Here is a 20,815-nt window from a genome sequence, read left to right as displayed (position 1 = left end):
GCTCGTCGGCGTAGGCTCGTCGTGCCATGAACCAGACGATCTTCGAGCGGTGGAACCGCATCTCGCTGCGCACGAAGATCACGGGCGTGACGGTGCTGATGCTCACCCTCGGGCTCCTGGTCTCGGGCATCGGCACGGCCGCGATGCTGCGCAGCTACGCCGAGCAGCAGCTCGAGAGCCGACTGCGCACGATCGCCTCCGGCGACGTGGTCTCGCGCTACTTCTACGGCGAGGACGGCGACTCGAGCGCCGACGGCCTCGACGTGCGCCCGTCCGACGACGTGTTCGTCGCGAAGTACGATCCCGAGACCGGCGACTTCCTGGCGCACAACTGGCAGGGGCGGCCCCGCGACGAGGTGCCGCTGTTCCCCTCGCAGCTCAGCATCGCCAAGGTCAACGAGATGAACGCCAACGGCTACGTCGTGCTGCCGTTGCCGGACCAGCACGGCGACCAGACCTTCCGCGCGGTGACCGCGCTCATCGACACGCACGGCAGTTTCATGCCGATCGTCATCGCGGTCTCGACCGCCGAGACCGAGCGGCTCCTCGCCGCCTACCTCACGATCTTCCTCGGCTTCGGCCTCGGCGTCGTCATCGTCGGCGCCCTGCTCACCCGCATGCTCGTGACCTCGACGTTCACCCCGCTGCGAGAGGTCGAGCGCACCGCCGCGGCGATCGCCGACGGCGACTTCAGCCAGCGCCTCGACGGTGCGACCCCGAACACCGAGGTCGGCCGGCTGAACCGCTCGCTCAACACGATGCTGAACCGCATCGACCGGGCCTTCCGCGACCGGGCACGCACCATCGACCAGATGCGCCGCTTCGTCGGGGATGCCTCGCACGAGCTGCGCACTCCGCTCGTCTCCGTCCGCGGCTACGCAGAGCTCTACCGCATGGGCGCACTGCAGACGCCGGAAGACGTCGGCCAGGCGATGGACCGCATCGAGAAGGAGGCCATCCGCATGGGCCTCCTCGTCGAGGACCTTCTCGCGCTCGCCCGCCTCGACGAGGCGAAGCCGCTCACGCTGAGCGAGGTCGACCTCGTCCCGCTCGCGCGCGACGCCGCCCTCGACGCCATGGCGGCGGCGCCCGCGCGCACCGTCACCGTGATCGCCCCCGAGGCGAACGGCGACGAGCCGGGCGAGGAGCCCGCCGAGCTGGCGGTCGACCTCGACTCGCCGAACCTGCGGGCCACGGGACCGATCGCGTTCGCCGGCGCGACGCTCGCGCGGCTCCGAGGCCGGCGGCTCTCCCAGCCGGCCCGCCGTCCGGCGGCCAAGCAGCCCGCCCGCGAGACGCGCGAGGCGCAGCGCCGGCGCCAGCTCGACGCCGGCGCGAGTGACCGCGAGGCGGTCGTCGACCCGGCGCCGACCGTGCCCGTGCCCATCGGCTCCGGCACCCCCGCCCCCGTGCAGCGCGCGATCGTGCTCGCCGAGGAGAACAAGCTGCGCCAGGTCATCACGAACCTCATGGGCAACGCCATGCGCTTCACCGCCGACGACTCGCCGATCGAGATCCGGGTGAGCCTGGATGCCGGCGCCGAACGCGCCATGCTCGAGGTCGTCGACCACGGCGAGGGCATTCCTCCGCAGATCCGGGAGAAGATCTTCCAGCGCTTCTGGCGCGCCGACACCTCGCGAGCGCGCGAGACGGGCGGCACGGGCCTCGGGCTCGCGATCGTGTCCTCGATCGTCGCCGCGCACAACGGCTCCGTCGACGTCGTCGAGACGCCGGGCGGCGGCGCCACCTTCCGTGTCTCGCTGCCGCTCGCCGACTCGGCGGCGGCACCGCAGCGCGTCGGCGCGCCCTGACCGCGGCACCTGACGGGAACGGGGCCGGCTCCTCGCTCCTCCTCCCCCGCGACGCTCGCCGCGCGGGAATCCACTGCTTCCCCGCATGGCGCTCCTGAGCAACGCCGGCACGCCTACCGTCGAATCGCGTCCGACGGCATCCCGCCGCCGGCGCCCGACCGGAGGGAGCACGATGACCAGTTACGCCGTCGACAGCGGCCAGGTGCTCGGCGCCACGCACGTGGTGCAGGGCACGATCGATCGTCTGCAGGGCGAGGTGGGCGCGTTGATGGGCCAGCTCGCCGGCCTGCAGTCGGTGTGGAGCGGGGCGGCGTCGGCCGCCTTCCAGGGTGCGGTCGCCGACTGGCGCGCCACCCAGCAGCAGGTCGAGGCGAACCTCGGCGCCCTGCGACAGGCGCTCGCGCACGCCGGCACCGCCTACGCGGAGGCCGAGCAGGCGAACACCCGGCTGTTCCTGCGCTGAGCCGGAGGCGCGCTGCGGCGCGAGCGGGAACGACGAAGGGCGCCTCCGGAACGGAGGCGCCCTTCGCGCTCTGCGGGATGCTGGCACCCCGGTGCGGTGCGCTCGCAGCGAGCGCCCGCGTGCGGACTAGAAGTCCATGCCACCCGTCGGGTCGGCGACCGGAGCGGCCGACTTCTCGGGCTTGTCGGCGACGACGGCCTCGGTCGTGAGGAAGAGGCCGGCGATCGACGCGGCGTTCTGCAGCGCCGAGCGGGTCACCTTGGCGGGGTCGATGATGCCCTGGGCGAGCAGGTCGCCGTACTCGCCGGTCGCGGCGTTGAGACCGTGACCCGCGGGGAGCTCCGAGACCTTGTTCGCGACGACGCCCGGCTCGAGGCCCGCGTTGAGGGCGATCTGCTTGAGCGGCGCCTCGATCGCGACCTTGACGATGTTCGCGCCGGTCGCCTCGTCGCCGACGAGCTCGAGCTTCTCGAACGCCGCCTTGCCGGCCTGGATGAGGGCGACGCCACCACCGGCGACGATGCCCTCCTCGACGGCCGCCTTCGCGTTGCGGACGGCGTCCTCGATGCGGTGCTTGCGCTCCTTGAGCTCGACCTCGGTCGCCGCACCCGCCTTGATGACGGCGACGCCGCCGGCGAGCTTGGCGAGGCGCTCCTGGAGCTTCTCGCGGTCGTAGTCGGAGTCGGTGTTCTCGATCTCCTGGCGGATCTGCGCGACGCGGCCGGCGATCTGCTCGGCGTCGCCCGCACCCTCGACAATGGTCGTCTCGTCCTTGGTGATGACGACCTTGCGCGCCTGACCGAGCAGGTCGAGCGTGACGTTCTCGAGCTTGAGGCCGAGCTCCTCGCTGATGACCTGGCCACCGGTGAGGATGGCGATGTCCTGCAGCTGCGCCTTGCGGCGGTCGCCGAAGCCGGGGGCCTTGACGGCGACCGACTTGAAGATGCCGCGGACCTTGTTGACGATCAGGGTCGCGAGCGCCTCGCCGTCGACGTCCTCGGCGATGATGAGCAGCTGCTTGCCGGTCTGGATCACCTTGTCGACGATGGGCAGCAGGTCCTTGATGTTCGAGACCTTGCTGTTCGCGATGAGGATGTACGGGTCCTCGAAAACCGCTTCCTGGCGCTCGGGGTCGGTGACGAAGTACGCCGACAGGTAGCCCTTGTCGAAGCGCATGCCCTCGGTCAACTCGAGCTCGGTGCCGAAGGTGTTCGACTCCTCGACGGTGACGACGCCCTCCTTGCCGACCTTGTCGATCGCCTCGGCGATGATCTCGCCGATCTGGGGGTCGGCGGCGGAGATCGACGCGGTGGCGGCGATCTCGTCCTTGGTCTCGATCTCCTTCGCGGCGGCGAGGAGCTCCTCCGAGACGGCCGAGACGGCCTTCTCGATGCCGCGCTTCAGCGAGATGGGGTCGGCGCCGGCGGCGACGTTGCGGAGGCCCTCGCGCACGAGCGCCTGGGCGAGGACGACCGAGGTGGTCGTGCCGTCACCGGCGACGTCGTCGGTCTTCTTCGCGACCTCCTTGACGAGCTCCGCACCGATCTTCTCGTACGGGTCGTCGAGCTCGATCTCCTTGGCGATCGAGACGCCGTCGTTCGTGATCGTGGGGGCGCCCCACTTCTTCTCGAGGACGACGTTGCGGCCGCGCGGGCCGAGGGTGACCTTGACCGCGTCGGCGAGCGTGTTCAGGCCGCGCTCGAGCCCACGACGGGCTTCCTCGTCGAAAGCGATGATCTTTGCCATGAGTTTCCTCTCGTCCCTTCACGGACGTCAAAAGAATGGTGGTTAGCACTCGAAACGACTGAGTGCTAAGACGATTCTGGCACTCTGCGTTCGAGAGTGCAAGGCGAGCGGGCCGCCGCCGACGCCGCACCGGGCGGACACGACAGAACGCGCCCCCGCCGACCGGGAGCGCGCTCTGGAACGCTCGCGACTCAGACGGCGCGGACCGATTCGGCCTGCGGGCCCTTCGAGCCGGTCCCGAGCTCGAAGGCGACCTGCTGGCCCTCCTCGAGCACCTTGTACCCGCTCATGTCGATCGCGGAGTAGTGGACGAAGACGTCCTGCCCACCTCCGTCGACCGTGATGAAGCCGTACCCCTTCTCAGCGTTGAACCACTTGACGGTTCCGTTCGCCATGCTCACTCCCAGATTCGCACTCGAACGACGGCAGAGTTGCGCGTCGGCTCAGCATGCTCACAGAGCCGGCGGGCGGGCGCAAGAGCCTGAGCGGCGGGAATGGTCGCAGAATGGCAACGATTCTCCGCTTCCGCCGCTGCTCGCCCGTCAGCCGCCGTTCGCCGCCGCGTAGTCCGCGCCGAGGACGACGGTGATCGTGCCGCCGGTCTCCGCGATGGAGGGATCGAGTCCGACGTCGCCGACCCCGAGCGCGCCGAGCACCCCGCGCGCCGCGCCCTCGAGCTCCTCGCTCGCGTAGTAGACGATCGTCGTCTCGATGGTGTCCTCGCTCGCGTTCGCCGCCGAGGACACGGGCACGCCGGCGGCCTGCAGCGCCTCGGAGGCCGTCGCGGCGAGGCCGCTCGCGTCCGTGCCGTTCAGCACGAGCACCGGGACGTCCGGAGCGACGGTCGGCACGGCGGTCTCCACCGGCTGGTCCGACTGGGGCGGCGCCGAGGGCTCGGCGAAGTCGAGACGCCCGTTGAAGACCATGAGGCCGATGATCCCCGCCGCGACGAGGACGAGCGTCACCAGCGCGGCGATGCCGAAGGCGAGCCATCCGCGGCCGCGCCGCTCGGGAGCACGGTGGGCGCCGACGCGGTCGATGCCGTTCGGCAAGCTGTCGAATCGGTCGCGGGGAAAGTTCTGCGCCATGGGTCCAGTTCGATCGTCGGGGCCGCGCTCAGTCGAGCGCCCGGCCGGGCGTGGGAGTCCGGAGCGCCCGTGCTGCGACGCGGGCGTCGCGGAGGCGCAGGAGGCGGTTCACGAGGAGCGGATCGTGTCGCAGCGCGGCCGGCTGCTCGAGGATGCCGCTGAGGAGTCGGTAGTACCTGGCGCCGCTCAGCCCGAGCTCGTGGCGGATGGCCTCGCTCTTGGCGTCGGCATCGGGCCAGGACCGCGCCTCGAAGGCGAGGATGCGCACGGAGCGGTCGTCGAGCGCCGCGTCCGCGCCCGTCGTGCCGCTTGCGCCCATCGTCTCGCCTCCAGCTCCCGCCGCGCGGTGCGCGCCTCGAAGCACATCCTAGGCTCGGGCCGCCGAGAGGACGCCGCGCGCACGGCGTGTGTTCGGCATCCAGCGGCACTCGAGGCGTCGGGAACAGGGCCGGAGCCGCGCACGTTGTATGACGATGCCGGGTTTGACCGGCGCGCCGAGCCTGCCACGATGGAGCTGGCGGCGATCGCGCGAGCTACCCCCGGCTCGCGGGTCCGCCCGGCGCGGAACGAATCGAGAGGATTCCGAGAATGAGCTATCGGGTCGACAAGAGCGACGAGCAGTGGCGCCAGGAGCTCGACGCCGAGCAGTACTCGGTGCTGCGCGAGGCGGCGACCGAGCGTCCGTGGACCGGCGAGCTGCTCGACGAGCACCGCGCCGGGGTCTACCAGTGCGCCGCGTGCGGCGCCGAGCTGTTCAAGAGCGGCACGAAGTTCGACTCCGGCTGTGGATGGCCGAGCTTCTACGAGTCCGTCCGGCCCGAGGCGGTCGAGCTGATCGAGGACACGAGCCTCGGCATGGTCCGCACCGAGGTGCGGTGCGCGAGCTGCGGCTCCCACCTGGGGCACGTCTTCCCCGACGGCTTCGGCACCCCGACCGGTGATCGCTACTGCATGAACTCGATCGCGCTCGACTTCACGCCGGAATCCTGAGCGTGGCTTCGGCGAGGGAGGCGGCGCTCCGGCGCCGCTCCTCCCCCAAGGTGACCGAGCGCGCGCCCGACGACGCCGAGCTGCTCGAGCTGCTCGAGGCCGCCGGCCGGGTGGCCGACCACGGCTCCCTCGCGCCCTGGCGGGTGATCGCCCTCCGCGGCGACGCCCGGGCAGGGCTCGGCCGGGCACTCGGCGAAGCGGCGTCCGCCCGGGGCGCCGACCCCGAGAAGGTCGCCGCGAAGCCACTGCGCGCGCCGCTCCTCGTCGCGGTCGTCGCCGCGACCCGCCCGCACTTCAAGGTGCACGCCTGGGAGCAGGAGGCCGTCGCGTCCGGCGTCGCCCACGTGCTGAGCCTGCTGCTCGACGACGCGGGCTGGGGCGTCATGTGGCGCTCCGGGCCGTACACCCGCGATGCGGCCGTGGCCGAGTTCCACGGGCTCGCCGACGGGGAGCTCCTGCTCGGCTGGCTGTACGTCGGCGGTCGCCCGGAGGAGCCCCGGCCCGAACGGCGCGACCCCGCCGTCGCCGAGCGCTTCGAGTCGCGCGGCTGAGCTCTTACGCGCCGCCGGTCTTCGCCGCGTGCGCGTGCCTCGACCAGCGGATGCTCGCGACGAGCACGGCGACGAGCGCCAGCACGGTGCCGCCGACGGTGGCGAACTCCAGCGGCCGCTCGGCCGTCGGCAGCAGCAGGTCGAGCGCGAGGGCTGCGGCGAGCTGCCCCGCCACCCCGCAGAGGGCGAGCAGGAGCACGCCGATCGTGCGGACGACGGCCGCCTGCGCCCCGATGAAGAGGCAGCCGAGCGCTCCGCCGACGTAGAGCCACCACGTGCCGGGCAGCGCCGGGAACCCCGCGATCGCACCGTGCACGACGGCCGCGACCACGAGCGCGATCGTGCCGCCCAGGAAGTTGCCGAAGGTGGCCGTCAGCGCGCTTCCCGCGGCCTGCTTGACCCGCCCGTTCACCGCCTGCTGCCAGCCGACGCCGACGCCGGCGGTGAACGGCAGGAGCAGGAGCAGGAGGGGCACGTCGTGCGCGAGCTGCGCCGAGACGGCCCACGCGATCGCCCCGAGCGCGAGGACGGCGCCGAGCACGCGGGTGGGCGTCAGACGGCGACGTCCGCCCGGCCCCAGGCCGATGAGGTCGAACAGGATGCCGCCGACGGTCTGCCCGGCGACGATCGCCACGGTGAACAGCGCCACCCCGAGCGTCGCGGCGGAGAGTCCCTGCGTCGTCACGAACCACGCTCCGGCGAGTCCGCCGAGCAGCATCCACCAGGCGAGCCGCCGATCCGCGAGCGCCTCCCGCACCCGGCCGAGTCCGACGCGGCCGGGCCGCCACACGCACAGCGCGAGCGAGAGGATCACGAGCCCGCTGCCGAATGAGATCGCCGCGGCCGTGTACGGGTCGCCGACCACGCGGGCGAACTCGCCGTTGATGCGCGACTGCACCGCGGTGAGCCCGCCCGCGGCGACCGCGACGACGAGCGCGAGCGCCATGGGCAGCTGACCGCGCTCGAGGTGCTGGTGCTCGGCAGGCGCGACGGCCGGTCCTGCGCCGGAACGCTCCTCGGCCCCCGCGTCCCTCGCCGTGTCCTGCTCACCCGTCATCTGCCGCACCCAGCGTCCTCTCGATCCATGCCCACCTGACCACGGTCGGACGCATCCCACGGTAGGGCACCGTTATGCTCGCCGAGTGTCGAACTACGTCTTCCTGGTTCACGATCCGAGCGCTTCCCGGTCCGTGAACGCCTGGCTCGACCGGCACGCGGCCGCGAGCGATGTCGTCCGCGTGCGACTCGGCCTTCGGCGCCGGCTCATCATCGTCAGCAAGGATGCCCGCCGCTCGACGCGACCCGGTCGCTTCTTCCGCGGGACCGCGATCGCCCCCGACCACAATGCACTGGTGTTCGGGGTCGACGGCTGGCTCGCCTCGCCGGACGCCGTGAGGAGCTCATCAGGCGACCATGCCGGCGAGTATCTGGCCGCCGAGTGGGGCGCGCAGCGCCTCGAGCTCGAACGGGACGTCTTCGGCTCGGCCCGACTGATGCATACCGCGGCCCCCGGCATCGCCGCCGCATCCGACTCGCTCCTGGTCCTCGCCTCGCTGCGACGTGCGGTCGGTGCGCGGGTCACTGCGAACGCCGAGGTCCTCGTCGCCCGCACCGCCAAGAATGCGGTGGCCGGACAGCAGATCTCCCCCGAGACGATCCTGAACGAGGTGTCGTACGTTCCCGCGGCGCGCGGCCTCAGCCTCGACGTTCGAGGACTGCGCTGGTCGCTGACCGGCGCCCCGGTGGCGGATCGGGTGGCGAGCGACGGGCTCGACTACGTCGAGGTCGTCCGCCAGGGCGCGGCCGATGTCGCGCGCACCGTCGCGACCCTCGCTGCGGTGCCCGGGTGGTCCGCCACCCTGAGCCTCTCCGGCGGGTATGATTCCCGGCTCGTGCTGGCCGGGATCGTGGCCACGGGGACGAACGACGCCTACCGCGTGCGCATCGTCGACAACGGCCCGGCGAGCGAGGCCGATGTGAGAGTCGCGAACAGCCTCGCGCGGCAGTTCGATGTCGCCCCCACGGCGTTCGGCGCTCCGTTGCCGGCCGACGCGGAGGACGAGTATTCGCACTGGGCGGCGAACCTGCTCGGCGTCTACGACGGGTACGGCCCGGTCCGGACCGCGCGCTGGCACGCGCGCACCTTCGGGCTCACCGGCATCGGTGCCGAGATCCACAAGGGAAACTGGGGGTGGCGCCCGCTCCACGCCCTCGCCGACACCGCGGCTCCGGGCGGCGCAGTGCACGATGCGCTGAGCGCCCAGCTCGCCAAGGCCGCCGACAGCGTCGGCGCGGTCCCGACCGCAGGGAACGCCAGCGAGCTCTACTACCTCGGCTACCGGAACGGCATCCACGGCGCGGCCGGTCACATCGGAGTGCACATGACCGGCGTGCACCCGGTCATGCAGCTCCGGCTGGCGCAACTCGGTCATCTTCCGTACGAGGACGGGTTCCGAGGCTCCCCAGCAGGGATCGCCGACCACGGAATCCTCCTCGCGCCGGAGGTGGCCGCTCACGAGTACGACGACCCGCGTCGGAACCTGTCCCCCGGCTACGTGGACGAGCGGCTCGCGGCGCTCGGCGGGCGGATCGGCGCCGTCGACGGGTACGAGGTGCACGGTCACCCCGACGACGTGGTCGATGGACCGTCGATGCTGTCGCTCTCGATCGCCCGTGAGCTCGGCCTGCACGGCCCGTTGAACGCCGACCACGTGATGGCCCGCGCGGAGGATGCGCTCGGGCTCATCTCCGACCCCGACGTGCGCCAGGCGTACGTCGACGTCCGCGACAACGCGGCGTGGCGGATCGCGAAGCAGAACGGTTCGCTGAAGGCCGCCGGGATCAGTCCCGCTCGGATCAGCATGCTCGAGATCCTCAGGCTCACCACGTAGTTCCCGGGCCATCCCTGCGCCGCGACCCGTCTCGCGCGCGGCAAGGCCGACGGCTCGCGGGATCACGAACCGGTTCCTGGTTCGCGCGCGCCGTGACGCCGTGGGTCGGCGAGACAGCTGCCGGCGGTGAGGACTGCGGCGAGGAAGCCCGCGAGAATGGCGAAGACGAGGTGCTTGGTGTTCTCGATCGCCTCACCGAACGCCGCCGTGAAGAACTGGACGACGGCGATCCCGACCATGAGGAGCGCGGCCGTCGCGAAGGCCCGGCCGGCGCTGCCGCGCGGACTGCGGCGGATGCGCGCGGCGTTGATGGCGACGATGGCGGTCCACAGGGCGATCAGGAGGGCGAGCCCGCCCCCGGCGACGGGGCGGGCGAGCGTCGCGAGGGGCGAGAACGCCAGCTCGCCCGGGGCGCGACCGGCTGCCACCGGATAGTTCCCCAAGTAGTCGGGGCGAGTTGCGAAGTAGTCCCTCGCCGCCCGATCGGCGATCCCGACCGCGCGATCCGGATGCGCCAGGAGGAACGTCGCGACCGTCCCGTACGTCATGAGGTGCGCGTTCTCGTCCCACGCCGGGGTATGGAGGATGCTGTCATCGGTCCAGACGGAGTCACCGGCATACTCGGCGAGCTCTCCGGGGAAGCCCATCTCGCGCAGGTCGGCCGCCGGGTCGTCACTGTGGCCGAGGATGCCCACCGAGATCAGTTCCCACGGGTTGATCGTCTGGATGTCATCCGGGTTCTTCGCCAGCACCCACCCGGCCGGGACCAGCAGGACGGCTGAGATCGCGACCGACAGAACTCGGTGGGCGAAGCCCTGGCGAAGCGCGCCACCAGGCGGCGCAGGACCGGCGTCCGGCGCCGGCTGAATCGCGGTGGTCAGCAGGAACGCCGCGATCGGGAGGACGAGGGTGGCCGCTTGAGGCTTCGACGTGAGGGCGAGGACCGAACCTGCGGCGACCGCGGCGAGCCCCGCGAGCCGTTTGCTCCCGCAGGTGCCCGCGAACACGGCCCCGACCGCGATCAGGGAGATGCCGACGATACCGGGGAGCTCCCCGAGGATGCTGCCCGCGTAGCCTGCGAAGGCGGGGTCCGACATGACCGAGAGAAAGGCTCCGGCGATCAGGACGCGTGCAGCCAGGCCCCGGGCGATGAGGAACGCGACCGCCCCGGTGAGCAGCCCGACCAGAACCGCGTACCCGAGGATCACCCAGCGCAGGTCGAGGTGATCCGGCGCCCCCGTCGCTGCCGTCACCATCGCTGCGATCCGGAGGATCCAGACATGACTCGACGGGTATGCGCCGCACCAGTCCGAGCCGCGACCGCCCGAGGGCGACCACACCCATTGCATGATCGGGTGGTCCCAGTAGCGCGGCTCGTCGGAATCCGCGGGAACGAAGCCGAGCTGACAGATGTACCGGGGACCGTCGCCGTTGTCGGCGAGGCCCGATGCGACTGGCCACAGCAGCCGCAGGATCACGAGCGCGACGCCCGCCGACGCGATGACCAGCGAGCTCCGCCACGGGATCGCAGGGTTCGCGGTGAGCGCGGCGAGCCGACGAGTACCCATCATTCACTCTCGGGTGAACCGAACCGCCCGCGACGGTTCGCGGGTGGCACTGGAATCGCCCGGCACCCGACGCCTCCGGGGACTCCGGTCTCAACGTACGACTGGCGGTCCTGCTCGTCAATGCAGCGGCGCGCTGCGGACAGGACGCTCCGGCGATGCCGGCCGCGTCGTGCAGAGAGCCCGCCCTCCCGCTCCGAGGGAATCCGGGCCTTTCAGTGCCGGCTACAGGACTTGAACCTGCAACCCCCGTATTACAAGTACGGTGCGCTACCAATTGCGCCAAGCCGGCGGGCGAGTGGCCACGCCCATCCTAGCGGCGGGGGTCGGCGGCACTGCACCGGGCCGCCAACGCCGAACGGCCCGCCCCGCTCGGTGCGGGACGGGCCGTTCGAAGGCGGATGCCTCGACGCGAGCGCTACTGGGCGGGCGTCGGGGTGGGCGTCTCGCTCGGGCTCGGCGTCGAGTTCGTGAAGCTCTGGCTCGCCGCCTGGGTGACGAAGGCCTGGAACTCGGTCGGCTCCGAGAGCGAGCCGGTGTACTGCTTGCCGTTCACGAGCACCGTCGGGGTGCCCTTCACGGACTCGACCTCGGTCGTGTTCGGCAGCGGGCCGCTCAGGGCTCGGTTCGTCGCGTCCTGGACCCAGCTCTTGAACTGCACGTCGTCGATGCACTTCTCGACCTTCGACAGGGATCCGACGCCGGCCTGCTTCGCCAGCTTCTTGATGTCGTCGTTGCTGAGGCCGGTCGAGCCCTCGGCGGGCTGGTTGTCGAAGAGCGCGTCGTTGAAGTCGAGGAAGTTCTCGGGCGACAGGTCGGCGACGCACGCGGCCGCATTGGCGGCGCGGAGCGAGTACTGGGTGCCCGCCGAACGGTTCGTGAGGATCGCGATGGGGTGCACCTCGAGCGTCGCGGCGCCCTGCTCGACCATCGTCGCGATGGCCTCGCGGTTCGTCTGCTCGAACTGACCGCAGTAGGGGCACAGGTAGTCGATGTAGGTCACGATGTTCGCGACCTCGCCCGAGTCGTCCTGCTTCGTCGGCGTCGGCTTGCCGCCGGCCGGGGTCGCGGGCGTCTCGCTCGGGGTCAGCGTGCCGTCGGTGCCCGTGAAGACGATGCCGTCGCTCGCCATGTTGCGCGGACCGGGACCCGCCGGCTTCATGCTGCTGAAGATCAGCCCGCCGATGAGCGCCGCGATGGCGACGACGGCCACGATGATGCCGCCCTGGAGCAGGACCTTGTTGCGGCGTTCCCGCTTCTTCTGCTCCTCGCGGAGGGCCCGGGCCTTCTCACGCGCCGCCTCTCGACGGTCGTTCTTGCTGGGGCGAGGCTGATTCGATCCGCCGTTGCTCATCGATGGTCACTCCGGGTCGCTGTGGGGGGCGCACGTCTGCATGCGAACGCACCCACGATAGTAGGAACGGTGCCTGGGAATCACCCAAACGGCGGCTGGACGCGCGCGGTGTCCTTCCAGACGCCCCCGCTCGGGGGACGGGCCGGCACCCCCTCCGCCGTGTGCGATACTGAGCGGGCGTCATCGTCGACGCGTTTCCATCACTACGGATCGTCCGGCACGTACCTGCCGGTGAAGGAGCATCATCATGGCATCTGTCACGTTCGACCAGGCCACCCGCCTGTACCCCGGCGGCACCCGCCCGGCCGTCGACAAGCTCGACCTCGAGATCGCCGACGGCGAGTTCCTCGTCCTCGTCGGCCCGTCCGGCTGCGGAAAGTCCACCTCGCTGCGCATGCTCGCCGGCCTCGAAGAGGTCAACGACGGCAACATCTTCATCGGCGACCGCAACGTCACCGACGTGCCGCCGAAGGACCGCGACATCGCCATGGTCTTCCAGAACTACGCGCTCTACCCGCACATGACCGTCGCCGAGAACATGGGCTTCGCGCTCAAGATCGCGGGCGTCGGTAAGGAGGAGCGCGCCGCGCGCGTCCTCGAGGCCGCCAAGCTCCTCGACCTCGAGCCCTACCTCAGCCGCAAGCCGAAGGCGCTCTCGGGCGGCCAGCGCCAGCGCGTCGCCATGGGCCGCGCGATCGTGCGCCAGCCGCAGGTCTTCCTCATGGACGAGCCGCTGTCGAACCTCGACGCCAAGCTCCGCGTGCAGACCCGCACCCAGATCGCCTCGCTGCAGCGCCGTCTCGGCGTCACCACGGTCTACGTCACCCACGACCAGACCGAGGCGCTCACCATGGGCGACCGCATCGCCGTGCTGAAGGACGGCCTGCTCCAGCAGGTCGGCACCCCGCGCGACCTCTACGAGAAGCCGTCGAACGTCTTCGTCGCCGGCTTCATCGGCTCGCCCGCGATGAACCTGTTCCAGGCCGACATCGCCGACGGCGGCATCCGCTTCGGCTCGGCGGTCGTGCCGGTCGAGCGCGACGTCCTCACCCACGCGAGCGGCGCCCAGGTCACCATCGGCGTCCGCCCCGAGGACATCCAGGTCTCGACGACCGCCGGCGAGGGCCTCGAGGTGAAGGTCGACCTCGTCGAGGAGCTCGGCGCCGACGGCTACCTGTACGGCCACTCGGAGATCGAGGGCAAGCGCACCGACATCGTCGCCCGTGTCGACGGTCGCGCGCACCCCTTCGCCGGCGACACCGTGTACCTCACGCCGACCCCGCACCACGTGCACGTCTTCGACGCCGAGTCGGGCGAGCGCCTCGGCTCGCGCGTCGTGGCCGGCTGAGCCCGACCCACGAACACCGGATGCCGGTCGGGAGCGATCCCGACCGGCATCCGCCGTTTCCGGCTCCGTTCGGGCCGCCCCGGCACGCACCTGGAAGGATGGGCTCATGAGCGGCTCCCTCTCGATCACCTCGGCGATGGCCGACCCGGCCCTGCTCGACCTGCCGTGGGAGCTCCCGCTCGAGTCCTGGCCGAGCGACACCATCGCCGCGCTCCCGAAGGGCATCTCGCGCCACCTCGTGCGCTTCGCGCACCTCGGCGAGCACATCGTCGCGATCAAGGAGACCACCGCCGAGATGGCGAAGGGCGAATACGAGATGCTGCGCACCCTGCAGCGGCTCGAGATCCCCTGCGTCGAACCGGTCGCGGTCATCACGAACCGCACGGACGCCGAGGGCGAGGAGCTGAAGCCGGTGCTCGTCACCCGGCACCTGCGCTTCTCGCTCCCCTACCGGGCGCTGTTCTCGCAGACGCTCCGTCCGGACACCGCGACACGGCTCGTCGACGCCCTCGCGGTGCTGCTCGTGCGCCTGCACATTGTCGGATTCTTCTGGGGCGACGTCTCGCTCTCCAACACCCTCTTCCGGCGTGACGCGGGGGCGTTCGCCGCGTACCTCGTCGACGCCGAGACGGGCAAGCTCTACGAGGGCGGGCTGTCGAACGGGCAGCGCGAGAACGACCTCGAGATCGCCCGGGTCAATATCGCCGGCGAGCTGCTCGACCTCGAGGCCGGGGGCCGGGTCGCCGACGAGCTCGACCCGGTGCGCATCTCCAACGGCATCGTCGACGCGTACCGCGCCCTCTGGACCGAGCTCACGGGCTCCGAGTCCTTCGAAGCGGCCGAGCGCTGGCGCATCAACGAGCGCGTACAGCGGCTGAACGCGCTGGGCTTCGACATCGAGGAGCTCGCGATCAAGACCGACGAGTCCGGCACGACCGTGCGGATCCAGCCGAAGGTCGTCGACGCGGGCCATCACCAGCGCCGGCTGCTGCGCCTCACCGGCCTCGACACGGGCGAGAACCAGGCGCGCCGACTCCTGAACGACCTCGACTCCTACCGTGCGAGCTACGGCAAGACGGAGCTCGACGAGGAGATGGTCGCGCACGAGTGGCTGATGCGGGTGTTCGAGCCGGTGGTACGGGCGATCCCGAGCGAGCTGCGCGGCAAGCTCGAACCGGCGGAGGTCTTCCACCAGTTGCTCGAGCACCGCTGGTTCATGGCGCAGCGGGCCGGCCACGACATCCCGCTCGCCGAAGCCGTGACGAGCTACATCAACACCGTGCTGCGCCACCGCCGCGACGAGGCGACCGTGATCGGGCCGCCCACCGACGCCTTCACGGCCGCGATCGAGGTCGTGCCGGACACGGCCTCCATCGCCGCCATCGACCCCGACGACGAGCGCGACTGGCGCCTCAACGTCTGAGCCGGACCCTCCGTCCGCCGTGCCTCAGAGCTCGACGACGCGGTTCTCGCCGATGTCGGGCTGCTCCTTGGTGAAGAAGGCCTTGACGGCCTTCGCCGCCGCGACGACGCCCGGCTCCGTCAGCGCCCAGTACTCCGCGCTCTCCGGCAGCACCTCGAGCACGACGAGCTCCGGATCCTCCCGGCCGCCCGGGAACCACGCCTCGGCCGCCGGTCCCCAGAGCTCGTCGACGGCGCCCTCCTCGCCCTCGACCACCCGTGCGACGCCGGCGACGGAGAGGTAGCCGCGCTTCGACGAGTACGCGACGTTCACCCGGGGGTGCTCGCGGAGCTCCTCGAGCTTCGGACTCGGGTCCTCGACGAGGAAGCGGAGCGTGCCGTCGAAGCGCTCCTGCAGCGCCGCGAGCGGCCGCGCGTGCAACGCCCCGCCCTCGCCCACGGTGGTGAGCATCGCCACGTCGGCGGCGTACACGAGCTCGGAGATGCGGTCGTATGCGTCCTGTTCCATGCCCTCGACGCTACGGAGCGCGGCGCCGCGGCGCCGCCCCCTTGACAGCCGCCCGGCGGCGCGCGACCCTACGCCGACTCGGCGGCGCGGAGCCGGGAGACCTCGTAGAGCGCCACCGAGACCGCGATGCCCGCGTTGAGCGACTCCGTGGCCGCGCTGATCGGGATCGAGACGATCGCGTCGCAGGTCTCGGTGACGAGCCGCGAGAGCCCCTTGCCCTCGGAGCCGACGACGATCACGACCGGGCGGTCGGCGAACTCGAGCCCGGGCAGCGACACGTCGCCGTCGCCGTCGAGCCCCAGCACGAACACGCCGCGCTCCTTCAGGGCCTTCAGCGTCTGGGTGAGGTTCGGCGCCATCGCGACGGGGATGCGCGCCGCGGCGCCCGCCGAGGTCTTCCAGGCGGCCGCGGTCACGCCGACCGAGCGGCGCTGCGGCACGATGACGCCCTGGCCGCCGAACGCGGCGGTCGAGCGGATGATCGCCCCCAGGTTGCGCGGGTCGGTGATGCCGTCGAGCGCGACGAAGAGCGGCGTCTCATCGCCGGCGAGCACCTCGTCGAGCAGCTCGATCGGGTGGGCGTACTCGTAGGCCGGCACCTTCAGCGCGAGGCCCTGGTGCACGCCGCCGTCGCCGGCGAGACGGTCGAGCTCGGGCCGGGTGACCTCGAGCACGGGGATGCCGCGGTTCGTCGCCATCTTGAGCGACTCGCGCACCCGGTCGTCCATCTCGACGCGCTGCGCGAGATAGAGGGTCGTGGCGGGCACCTTGGTGCGGAGCGCCTCGACGACCGCGTTGCGGCCCGTCACGATCTCGGACTCGTCGCCCGAGCGGGAGCGCTGCGAGGCGCCCGAGGCGCCGCGCGGGGCGCCCGGCCGCTGCGAGCGGCCCTTCTGGCCGGCGCGGCCCTTGCCGCCGGCGGCTTCGTACCGCTCCTGGGCGGCCTTGCGCTTGCCGGCGACGTGCCAGCTCCGGTCTTCGGCCTTCGGCGTGGGGCCCTTGCCCTCGAGCGCCTTGCGCCCGTGTCCGCCGGTGCCGACCTGCTTCGAGTGCGCGGCCTTGCGGACGGCTCCGGCGCGCGGCTTTCCGCTGCTGCCCTTCATGAGAGGCTCCAATGGGTCGAGGTCTGACTGTCTTCGATGGTGATGCCCGCCTCGGCGAGCTCGGTGCGGATGCGATCGGCCGCCGCCCAGTCCTTCGCGTCGCGGGCGGCGCGCCGGTCGTCGAGCAGGCGCTCGACGAGCACGCCGAGCGCGGTGGCCGCAGGGCCCGCGTCGTCGCTCGCCCAGTGCGGGTCGCGCGGGTCGATGCCGAGCACCTGCACCATGGCGACGACCTGCCCGTGCGCGACGGCTGCCTCGTGCAGCTCTTCTGCGTCGAGCGCGTTGTTGCCCGCCCGGACGGTGTCGTGCAGCACGGCGAGCGCCTGAGGCACACCGAGGTCGTCGTCCATCGCCTCGGCGAAGGCCTCCGGCACGACGGGCGCGCCGACCCCGGCGAAGCGGGTGCCGGCGAGCCGGCGCTCCACCCGGGCGAGGAACGTGCGGATGCGATCGACCGCCGCTTCGGCGACCGTGAGCGACTCCGGGCTGTAGTCGAGCGTCGAGCGGTAGTGCGCCTGGCCGAGCAGGTACCGGATGGCGAGCGGGGAGGCGAGCGCGAGCAGCTCGGCGGCGTAGACCGAGTTGCCGAGCGACTTCGACATCTTCTGGCCGCCGATGTTCACGAGGCCGTTGTGCACCCAGTAGCGGGCGAAGCCCTGGCCCGCCGCGGTCGACTGCGCGAGCTCGTTCTCGTGGTGCGGGAAGCGCAGGTCGAGCCCGCCCCCGTGGACGTCGAACTCGGGGCCCAGGTAGCGCGCCGCCATCGCCGAGCACTCGATGTGCCAGCCGGGGCGCCCCTCCCCCCACGGCGAGGCCCAGGCCGCCGAGTCGGGCTCGTCGGCCTTGCGCCCCTTCCAGAGGGCGAAGTCGCGCGGGTCGCGCTTGCCCCGGGGGTCGGCGTCGGCCGCGGCCTCCATGTGCTCGCGCGACTGCCGGGTGAGCGAGCCGTAGTCCGCCCAGCTCGCGGTGTCGAAGTAGACGTCGCCCGAGCCGTCGGCGGCCGGGTAGGCGTGGCCGCGCTCGATCAGGCGGGCGATGAGCTGCTGCATCTGCTGCACGCTCGCGGTGGCGCGCGGCTCGTAGCTCGGCGGCAGGATGCCGAGCGCGGCGTAGCCCGCGGTGAACTCGAGCTCGATGCGGTAGGCGAGCGCCCACCACTGCTCGCCCGCCCCGCCCTGGCCCTCGCGGTGGGCGGCGTCGAGGATCTTGTCGTCGATGTCGGTGACGTTGCGCACGAAGGTCACGTCGAAGCCGCGGTACGCGAACCAGCGGCGCAGCTGGTCGTAGACGAGCGCGCTGCGCAGGTGGCCGATGTGCGGGCTCGACTGCACGGTGGGGCCGCACACGTACATGCCGACGCGTCCCTCGTGGAGGGGGACGAAGTCGCGCAGCGCCTGGGCCTTCGTGTCGTAGAGTCTGAGCGTCACCGCTCCAGCCTACCGGCGGGCGGGCGCGTGAACCTGGGCGGGCTGGCCGGAAGGTCAGGCGGGCATGAGCAGCGCGGTCGCGATCGCCGCGATGCCCTCGCCGCGGCCCGTGAAGCCGAGCCCGTCGCTCGTGGTCGCCGAGACGCTGACCGGCGCTCCCACGAAGCGGCTCAGGAGCGCCTCGGCCTCCTCGCGGCGCGGCGCGAGCTTCGGCCGGTTGCCGACGAGCTGCACGCTGACGTTGCCGACGACGAAGCCCGCCTCGCGGACCCGCCGCACGGTCTCGCGGAGGAACACCTCGCCGTGCGCACCGCCGAGCTCGGGGTCGGCGGTGCCGAAGATGCGGCCGACGTCGCCGAGCCCCGCCGCGGCGAGCAGGGCGTCGCAGATCGCGTGGCTCGCGGCGTCGCCGTCGCTGTGCCCTGCGAGGCCGCGCTCCCCCGGCCACTCGAGTCCGGCGAGCCAGAGCGGCGTGTCGTCGTCGGCGAAGGCGTGCACGTCGACGCCGGTGCCGACGCGGGGCACGAGGACGCGCGGCTCCACGACGGGCTCGGGCGGGAGGATGGACGGCTCGGGCTCGGCGGCGTCCGACCCGAGGCCGGCGGACGCCTCACCCGCCGACGCCGCGTCGCCGGCCGTCTCGGCGACGAGCTGCTCGGCCCGGCGCAGGTCGGCGGGCACCGTGATCTTGAACGCCCGCACATCGCCGGGTACGACGTCGACCTGCATGCCGGCCGCCGCGGCGAGCGCGGCGTCGTCGGTGAACTCGCCGCCCGCGAGGCGGTAGGCCCGCTCGAGCGCACCGCGCGGGAAGCCCTGCGGCGTCTGCACCGCGGCGAGCTCGGCGCGGTCGACGGTTTCGACGACGCGGCCGTCGGCGACCCGCTTGACCGTGTCGACGACGGGAAGCCCCGGCACGATGCCGTGGCCGCGGGTGCGGACCGCCGCGGCGACCTCGTCGAAGAGCAGGGAGGGGGTGAGCGCCCGCGCCGCGTCGTGCACCAGCACGATGCCGACCTCGGGGGCGAGCTGGGCGAGTCCGGCGGCGACGGAGTCCTGCCGGAGTTCGCCGCCGGCGACGACGGCGAGCTCGGCCGAGGCATCCGCGCCCGCCAGCAGCTGGGCGCGCGTCTGGTCGACGCGCTCCGCCGGGACCACGACGACGAGTTGCACGGGCTCGCGCATGCCGAGCACGCCGCGGACGGCGTGCGAGAGCAGCGTGCCGTCGCCGAGCGGCACGAAGGCCTTCGGTTCCGGGCGGCCGAGCCGGGTGCCGCTGCCCGCGGCGACGACGATGACGGCGACGGAGGGTGTGCTCACCCTTCGAGCGTACCGCCAGCGCACGGCGGCCGGACGGCGGGCGTCCGGCGCCGAGCGCGGCCGTGACTCAGGAGGCGAGGACCTCGTCGAGCACGACCGAGGCCTGCTCCTCGTCGGTCTTCTCGGCGAGCGCGAGCTCCGAGATGAGGATCTGCCGGGCCTTCGCGAGCATGCGCTTCTCGCCGGCCGAGAGGCCGCGGTCCTGATCGCGCCGCCACAGGTCGCGCACGACCTCGGAGACCTTGATCACATCGCCCGAGGCGAGCTTCTCGAGGTTCGCCTTGTAGCGGCGCGACCAGTTGGTCGGCTCCTCGGTGAACGGCGCGCGCAGCACCTCGAACACGCGGTCGAGGCCCTCCTTGCCGATGACGTCGCGGACGCCGACCAGATCGACGTTCTCAGCGGGGACCTCGATGACGAGGTCGCCCTGCGTGACGTTCAGCTTGAGGTAGAGCTTCTCTTCGCCCTTGATGATCCGTTTCTTCACCTCGGTGATCGTTGCAGCGCCGTGGTGCGGGTAAACGACGGTCTCGCCAACCTCAAAAAGCATGAATGATAGTCCTTTCGGCAACTTTCAGGATATCACATCGTGGATCGTGCTAAGGTATGCGGCCCTCCACGGGCATGCACTTCCGTAGGCTATGCTCGACACGATTCCCACGCGTGCGCGACGGCCGATCCGCGCGCACGGCTTCGGACTTGGAGGTTCTGTGAAGGCGCGTCTCGCGGCATCCGCCGCTCTCGCTCTCGGTATCGTCATCGGCGCCAGCGGCTGCTCGATGATCACCTACCAGGCGACCACCGAGCACTACGACGCGAGCGACGGCGTCTCCGTCAACGTCGGCGACCTCGACCTCCGCAACGTCCTCGTCGTGAGCGACGACGGCGAGCAGGGCAACCTCGTGATGACGGTCGTGAACCGCGGCGACGCCGACGCCGAGCTGAACGTCGAGTTCGGCGACGGCAGCACCGTCACCGAGCCGATCACGATCACCGCCGGCAGCACCGTCGCGTTCGGCGTCGACGACGTCGAGGGCATCGAGGTGCAGGAGCCCGTGCTGCTCGACGGCATCGACTCGATCCCCGGCTCGCTCATGCCGATCTTCTTCCAGTACACCGGTGCGGAGGGCCAGGAGATCAACGTCCCCGTCCTCGACGGCGCGCTCAAGGAGTACGCCTCGCTCGTGCCGTAAGGCGCCCGCGAACGAGACCCCGGCTCGCCGCTTCG

The 20,815-nt window shown here is 71.8% G+C and carries 20 protein-coding genes and 1 tRNA gene; 8 read left to right on the top strand and 13 right to left on the bottom strand.

Translation table 11 applies throughout. The features are described from left to right. Positions 1 to 26: 26 nt before the first annotated feature. Both MTP13_RS10160 and MTP13_RS10155 read left to right on the top strand, forming a co-directional pair. The gene (locus MTP13_RS10160) at positions 27 to 1,811 is read left to right on the top strand and encodes a sensor histidine kinase (protein ID WP_243567620.1); all 1,785 of its coding nucleotides are present in this window, start codon (positions 27 to 29) and stop codon (positions 1,809 to 1,811) included. A gap of 172 nt (positions 1,812 to 1,983) precedes the next feature. After that, entirely contained in the window at positions 1,984 to 2,274 is a 291-nt protein-coding gene (locus MTP13_RS10155) for a WXG100 family type VII secretion target (RefSeq protein WP_243567619.1), read from the top strand. A gap of 126 nt (positions 2,275 to 2,400) precedes the next feature. On the opposite strand, the gene groL is transcribed toward MTP13_RS10155, so the two are convergent. The 4 genes from groL to MTP13_RS10135 all read right to left on the bottom strand — a co-directional run bounded on the left by groL (position 2,401) and on the right by MTP13_RS10135 (position 5,427). Beyond that, positions 2,401 to 4,020: a chaperonin GroEL gene (groL, locus tag MTP13_RS10150; RefSeq protein ID WP_189083858.1), complete on the bottom strand. Its 1,620-nt coding sequence runs from the start codon at positions 4,018 to 4,020 to the stop codon at positions 2,401 to 2,403. Between the two features lie 191 nt (positions 4,021 to 4,211). Then, positions 4,212 to 4,415 carry a cold-shock protein gene (locus MTP13_RS10145; RefSeq protein WP_243567617.1) on the bottom strand — a complete coding sequence of 68 codons (204 nt, stop codon included), beginning with the start codon at positions 4,413 to 4,415 and terminating at the stop codon, positions 4,212 to 4,214. Positions 4,416 to 4,562: 147 nt separating this feature from the next. Continuing rightward, entirely contained in the window at positions 4,563 to 5,108 is a 546-nt protein-coding gene (locus MTP13_RS10140) for a LytR C-terminal domain-containing protein (RefSeq protein ID WP_243567616.1), read from the bottom strand. Between the two features lie 28 nt (positions 5,109 to 5,136). Then, positions 5,137 to 5,427: a DUF3263 domain-containing protein gene (locus MTP13_RS10135; protein ID WP_243567615.1), complete on the bottom strand. Its 291-nt coding sequence runs from the start codon at positions 5,425 to 5,427 to the stop codon at positions 5,137 to 5,139. A gap of 269 nt (positions 5,428 to 5,696) precedes the next feature. Here MTP13_RS10135 and msrB point away from each other — a divergent pair, with 269 nt between their 5' ends. Together msrB and MTP13_RS10125 are read left to right on the top strand one after the other, a co-directional pair. Continuing rightward, entirely contained in the window at positions 5,697 to 6,098 is a 402-nt protein-coding gene (msrB, locus tag MTP13_RS10130) for a peptide-methionine (R)-S-oxide reductase MsrB (protein ID WP_189083854.1), read from the top strand. A 2-nt stretch (positions 6,099 to 6,100) separates the two neighbouring features. Further along, positions 6,101 to 6,649, top strand: coding sequence for a nitroreductase family protein (locus MTP13_RS10125; RefSeq protein WP_243567613.1), 549 nt, complete (start codon positions 6,101 to 6,103; stop codon positions 6,647 to 6,649). Positions 6,650 to 6,653: 4 nt separating this feature from the next. On the opposite strand, the gene MTP13_RS10120 is transcribed toward MTP13_RS10125, so the two are convergent. After that, a complete protein-coding gene (locus MTP13_RS10120) occupies positions 6,654 to 7,706 on the bottom strand; it encodes a DMT family transporter (protein ID WP_243567612.1) in 1,053 nt (350 codons plus the stop codon). Between the two features lie 85 nt (positions 7,707 to 7,791). Here MTP13_RS10120 and MTP13_RS10115 point away from each other — a divergent pair, with 85 nt between their 5' ends. Further along, positions 7,792 to 9,540 carry a hypothetical protein gene (locus MTP13_RS10115; protein WP_243567610.1) on the top strand — a complete coding sequence of 583 codons (1,749 nt, stop codon included), beginning with the start codon at positions 7,792 to 7,794 and terminating at the stop codon, positions 9,538 to 9,540. Between the two features lie 62 nt (positions 9,541 to 9,602). Here MTP13_RS10115 and wsfD read toward each other — a convergent pair whose 3' ends face one another. From wsfD to MTP13_RS10100, 3 genes are all read right to left on the bottom strand, one after another. Next, on the bottom strand, positions 9,603 to 11,018 hold the full coding sequence (wsfD, locus tag MTP13_RS10110) for a glycan biosynthesis hexose transferase WsfD (RefSeq protein ID WP_243567608.1): 1,416 nt from the start codon (positions 11,016 to 11,018) through the stop codon (positions 9,603 to 9,605). A 306-nt stretch (positions 11,019 to 11,324) separates the two neighbouring features. Beyond that, positions 11,325 to 11,397, bottom strand: a tRNA-Thr gene (locus MTP13_RS10105). Positions 11,398 to 11,523: 126 nt separating this feature from the next. After that, complete coding sequence (locus MTP13_RS10100; RefSeq protein WP_243567606.1) at positions 11,524 to 12,459, bottom strand: DsbA family protein; 936 nt, start codon at positions 12,457 to 12,459, stop codon at positions 11,524 to 11,526. A 247-nt stretch (positions 12,460 to 12,706) separates the two neighbouring features. Here MTP13_RS10100 and MTP13_RS10095 point away from each other — a divergent pair, with 247 nt between their 5' ends. Further along, the gene (locus MTP13_RS10095; RefSeq protein WP_243567604.1) at positions 12,707 to 13,807 is read left to right on the top strand and encodes an ABC transporter ATP-binding protein; all 1,101 of its coding nucleotides are present in this window, start codon (positions 12,707 to 12,709) and stop codon (positions 13,805 to 13,807) included. A gap of 106 nt (positions 13,808 to 13,913) precedes the next feature. Then, entirely contained in the window at positions 13,914 to 15,230 is a 1,317-nt protein-coding gene (locus MTP13_RS10090; RefSeq protein WP_243567602.1) for a DUF4032 domain-containing protein, read from the top strand. A gap of 24 nt (positions 15,231 to 15,254) precedes the next feature. Here the strand turns inward: MTP13_RS10090 and MTP13_RS10085 are convergent, their stop codons facing one another. The 5 genes from MTP13_RS10085 to MTP13_RS10065 all read right to left on the bottom strand — a co-directional run bounded on the left by MTP13_RS10085 (position 15,255) and on the right by MTP13_RS10065 (position 20,137). Next, positions 15,255 to 15,737 (bottom strand): pyridoxamine 5'-phosphate oxidase family protein, encoded by a 483-nt coding sequence (locus tag MTP13_RS10085; RefSeq protein ID WP_243567600.1) that lies wholly within the window; start codon positions 15,735 to 15,737, stop codon positions 15,255 to 15,257. 68 nt (positions 15,738 to 15,805) lie between these two features. Further along, the gene (rlmB, locus tag MTP13_RS10080; RefSeq protein WP_243567598.1) at positions 15,806 to 16,840 is read right to left on the bottom strand and encodes a 23S rRNA (guanosine(2251)-2'-O)-methyltransferase RlmB; all 1,035 of its coding nucleotides are present in this window, start codon (positions 16,838 to 16,840) and stop codon (positions 15,806 to 15,808) included. Further along, positions 16,837 to 18,267 carry a cysteine--tRNA ligase gene (gene cysS, locus MTP13_RS10075; RefSeq protein WP_243567596.1) on the bottom strand — a complete coding sequence of 477 codons (1,431 nt, stop codon included), beginning with the start codon at positions 18,265 to 18,267 and terminating at the stop codon, positions 16,837 to 16,839. Before cysS ends, rlmB begins: the two co-directional genes overlap by 4 nt. 54 nt (positions 18,268 to 18,321) lie before the next feature. Continuing rightward, on the bottom strand, positions 18,322 to 19,587 hold the full coding sequence (gene ispD / locus MTP13_RS10070) for a 2-C-methyl-D-erythritol 4-phosphate cytidylyltransferase (protein WP_243567595.1): 1,266 nt from the start codon (positions 19,585 to 19,587) through the stop codon (positions 18,322 to 18,324). Positions 19,588 to 19,654: 67 nt separating this feature from the next. Continuing rightward, the gene (locus MTP13_RS10065; RefSeq protein ID WP_189083844.1) at positions 19,655 to 20,137 is read right to left on the bottom strand and encodes a CarD family transcriptional regulator; all 483 of its coding nucleotides are present in this window, start codon (positions 20,135 to 20,137) and stop codon (positions 19,655 to 19,657) included. A gap of 160 nt (positions 20,138 to 20,297) precedes the next feature. Between MTP13_RS10065 and MTP13_RS10060 the strand changes: the two genes are divergently transcribed. Next, a complete protein-coding gene (locus tag MTP13_RS10060; RefSeq protein WP_243567593.1) occupies positions 20,298 to 20,780 on the top strand; it encodes a hypothetical protein in 483 nt (160 codons plus the stop codon). Positions 20,781 to 20,815: the final 35 nt, after the last annotated feature.

It is taken from the genome of Agromyces soli, from assembly GCF_022811605.1.
In the GTDB taxonomy this organism is placed as follows: domain Bacteria; phylum Actinomycetota; class Actinomycetes; order Actinomycetales; family Microbacteriaceae; genus Agromyces; species Agromyces soli.
Note: the sequence above shows the minus strand (reverse complement) of the source record. Positions and strands in the feature narration are given on the sequence as shown.

What these genes read in the sequence shown, in the direction of transcription:
- MTP13_RS10160 (WP_243567620.1), top strand. Translation starts at nt 27, where the DNA reads ATGAACCAGACGATCTTCGAGCGGTGGAACCGCATCTCGCTGCGCACG.
- MTP13_RS10155 (WP_243567619.1), top strand. Translation starts at nt 1,984, where the DNA reads ATGACCAGTTACGCCGTCGACAGCGGCCAGGTGCTCGGCGCCACGCAC.
- groL (WP_189083858.1), bottom strand. Translation starts at nt 4,020, where the DNA reads ATGGCAAAGATCATCGCTTTCGACGAGGAAGCCCGTCGTGGGCTCGAG.
- MTP13_RS10145 (WP_243567617.1), bottom strand. Translation starts at nt 4,415, where the DNA reads ATGGCGAACGGAACCGTCAAGTGGTTCAACGCTGAGAAGGGGTACGGC.
- MTP13_RS10140 (WP_243567616.1), bottom strand. Translation starts at nt 5,108, where the DNA reads ATGGCGCAGAACTTTCCCCGCGACCGATTCGACAGCTTGCCGAACGGC.
- MTP13_RS10135 (WP_243567615.1), bottom strand. Translation starts at nt 5,427, where the DNA reads ATGGGCGCAAGCGGCACGACGGGCGCGGACGCGGCGCTCGACGACCGC.
- msrB (WP_189083854.1), top strand. Translation starts at nt 5,697, where the DNA reads ATGAGCTATCGGGTCGACAAGAGCGACGAGCAGTGGCGCCAGGAGCTC.
- MTP13_RS10120 (WP_243567612.1), bottom strand. Translation starts at nt 7,706, where the DNA reads ATGACGGGTGAGCAGGACACGGCGAGGGACGCGGGGGCCGAGGAGCGT.
- MTP13_RS10100 (WP_243567606.1), bottom strand. Translation starts at nt 12,459, where the DNA reads ATGAGCAACGGCGGATCGAATCAGCCTCGCCCCAGCAAGAACGACCGT.
- MTP13_RS10095 (WP_243567604.1), top strand. Translation starts at nt 12,707, where the DNA reads ATGGCATCTGTCACGTTCGACCAGGCCACCCGCCTGTACCCCGGCGGC.
- MTP13_RS10090 (WP_243567602.1), top strand. Translation starts at nt 13,914, where the DNA reads ATGAGCGGCTCCCTCTCGATCACCTCGGCGATGGCCGACCCGGCCCTG.
- MTP13_RS10085 (WP_243567600.1), bottom strand. Translation starts at nt 15,737, where the DNA reads ATGGAACAGGACGCATACGACCGCATCTCCGAGCTCGTGTACGCCGCC.
- rlmB (WP_243567598.1), bottom strand. Translation starts at nt 16,840, where the DNA reads ATGAAGGGCAGCAGCGGAAAGCCGCGCGCCGGAGCCGTCCGCAAGGCC.
- MTP13_RS10065 (WP_189083844.1), bottom strand. Translation starts at nt 20,137, where the DNA reads ATGCTTTTTGAGGTTGGCGAGACCGTCGTTTACCCGCACCACGGCGCT.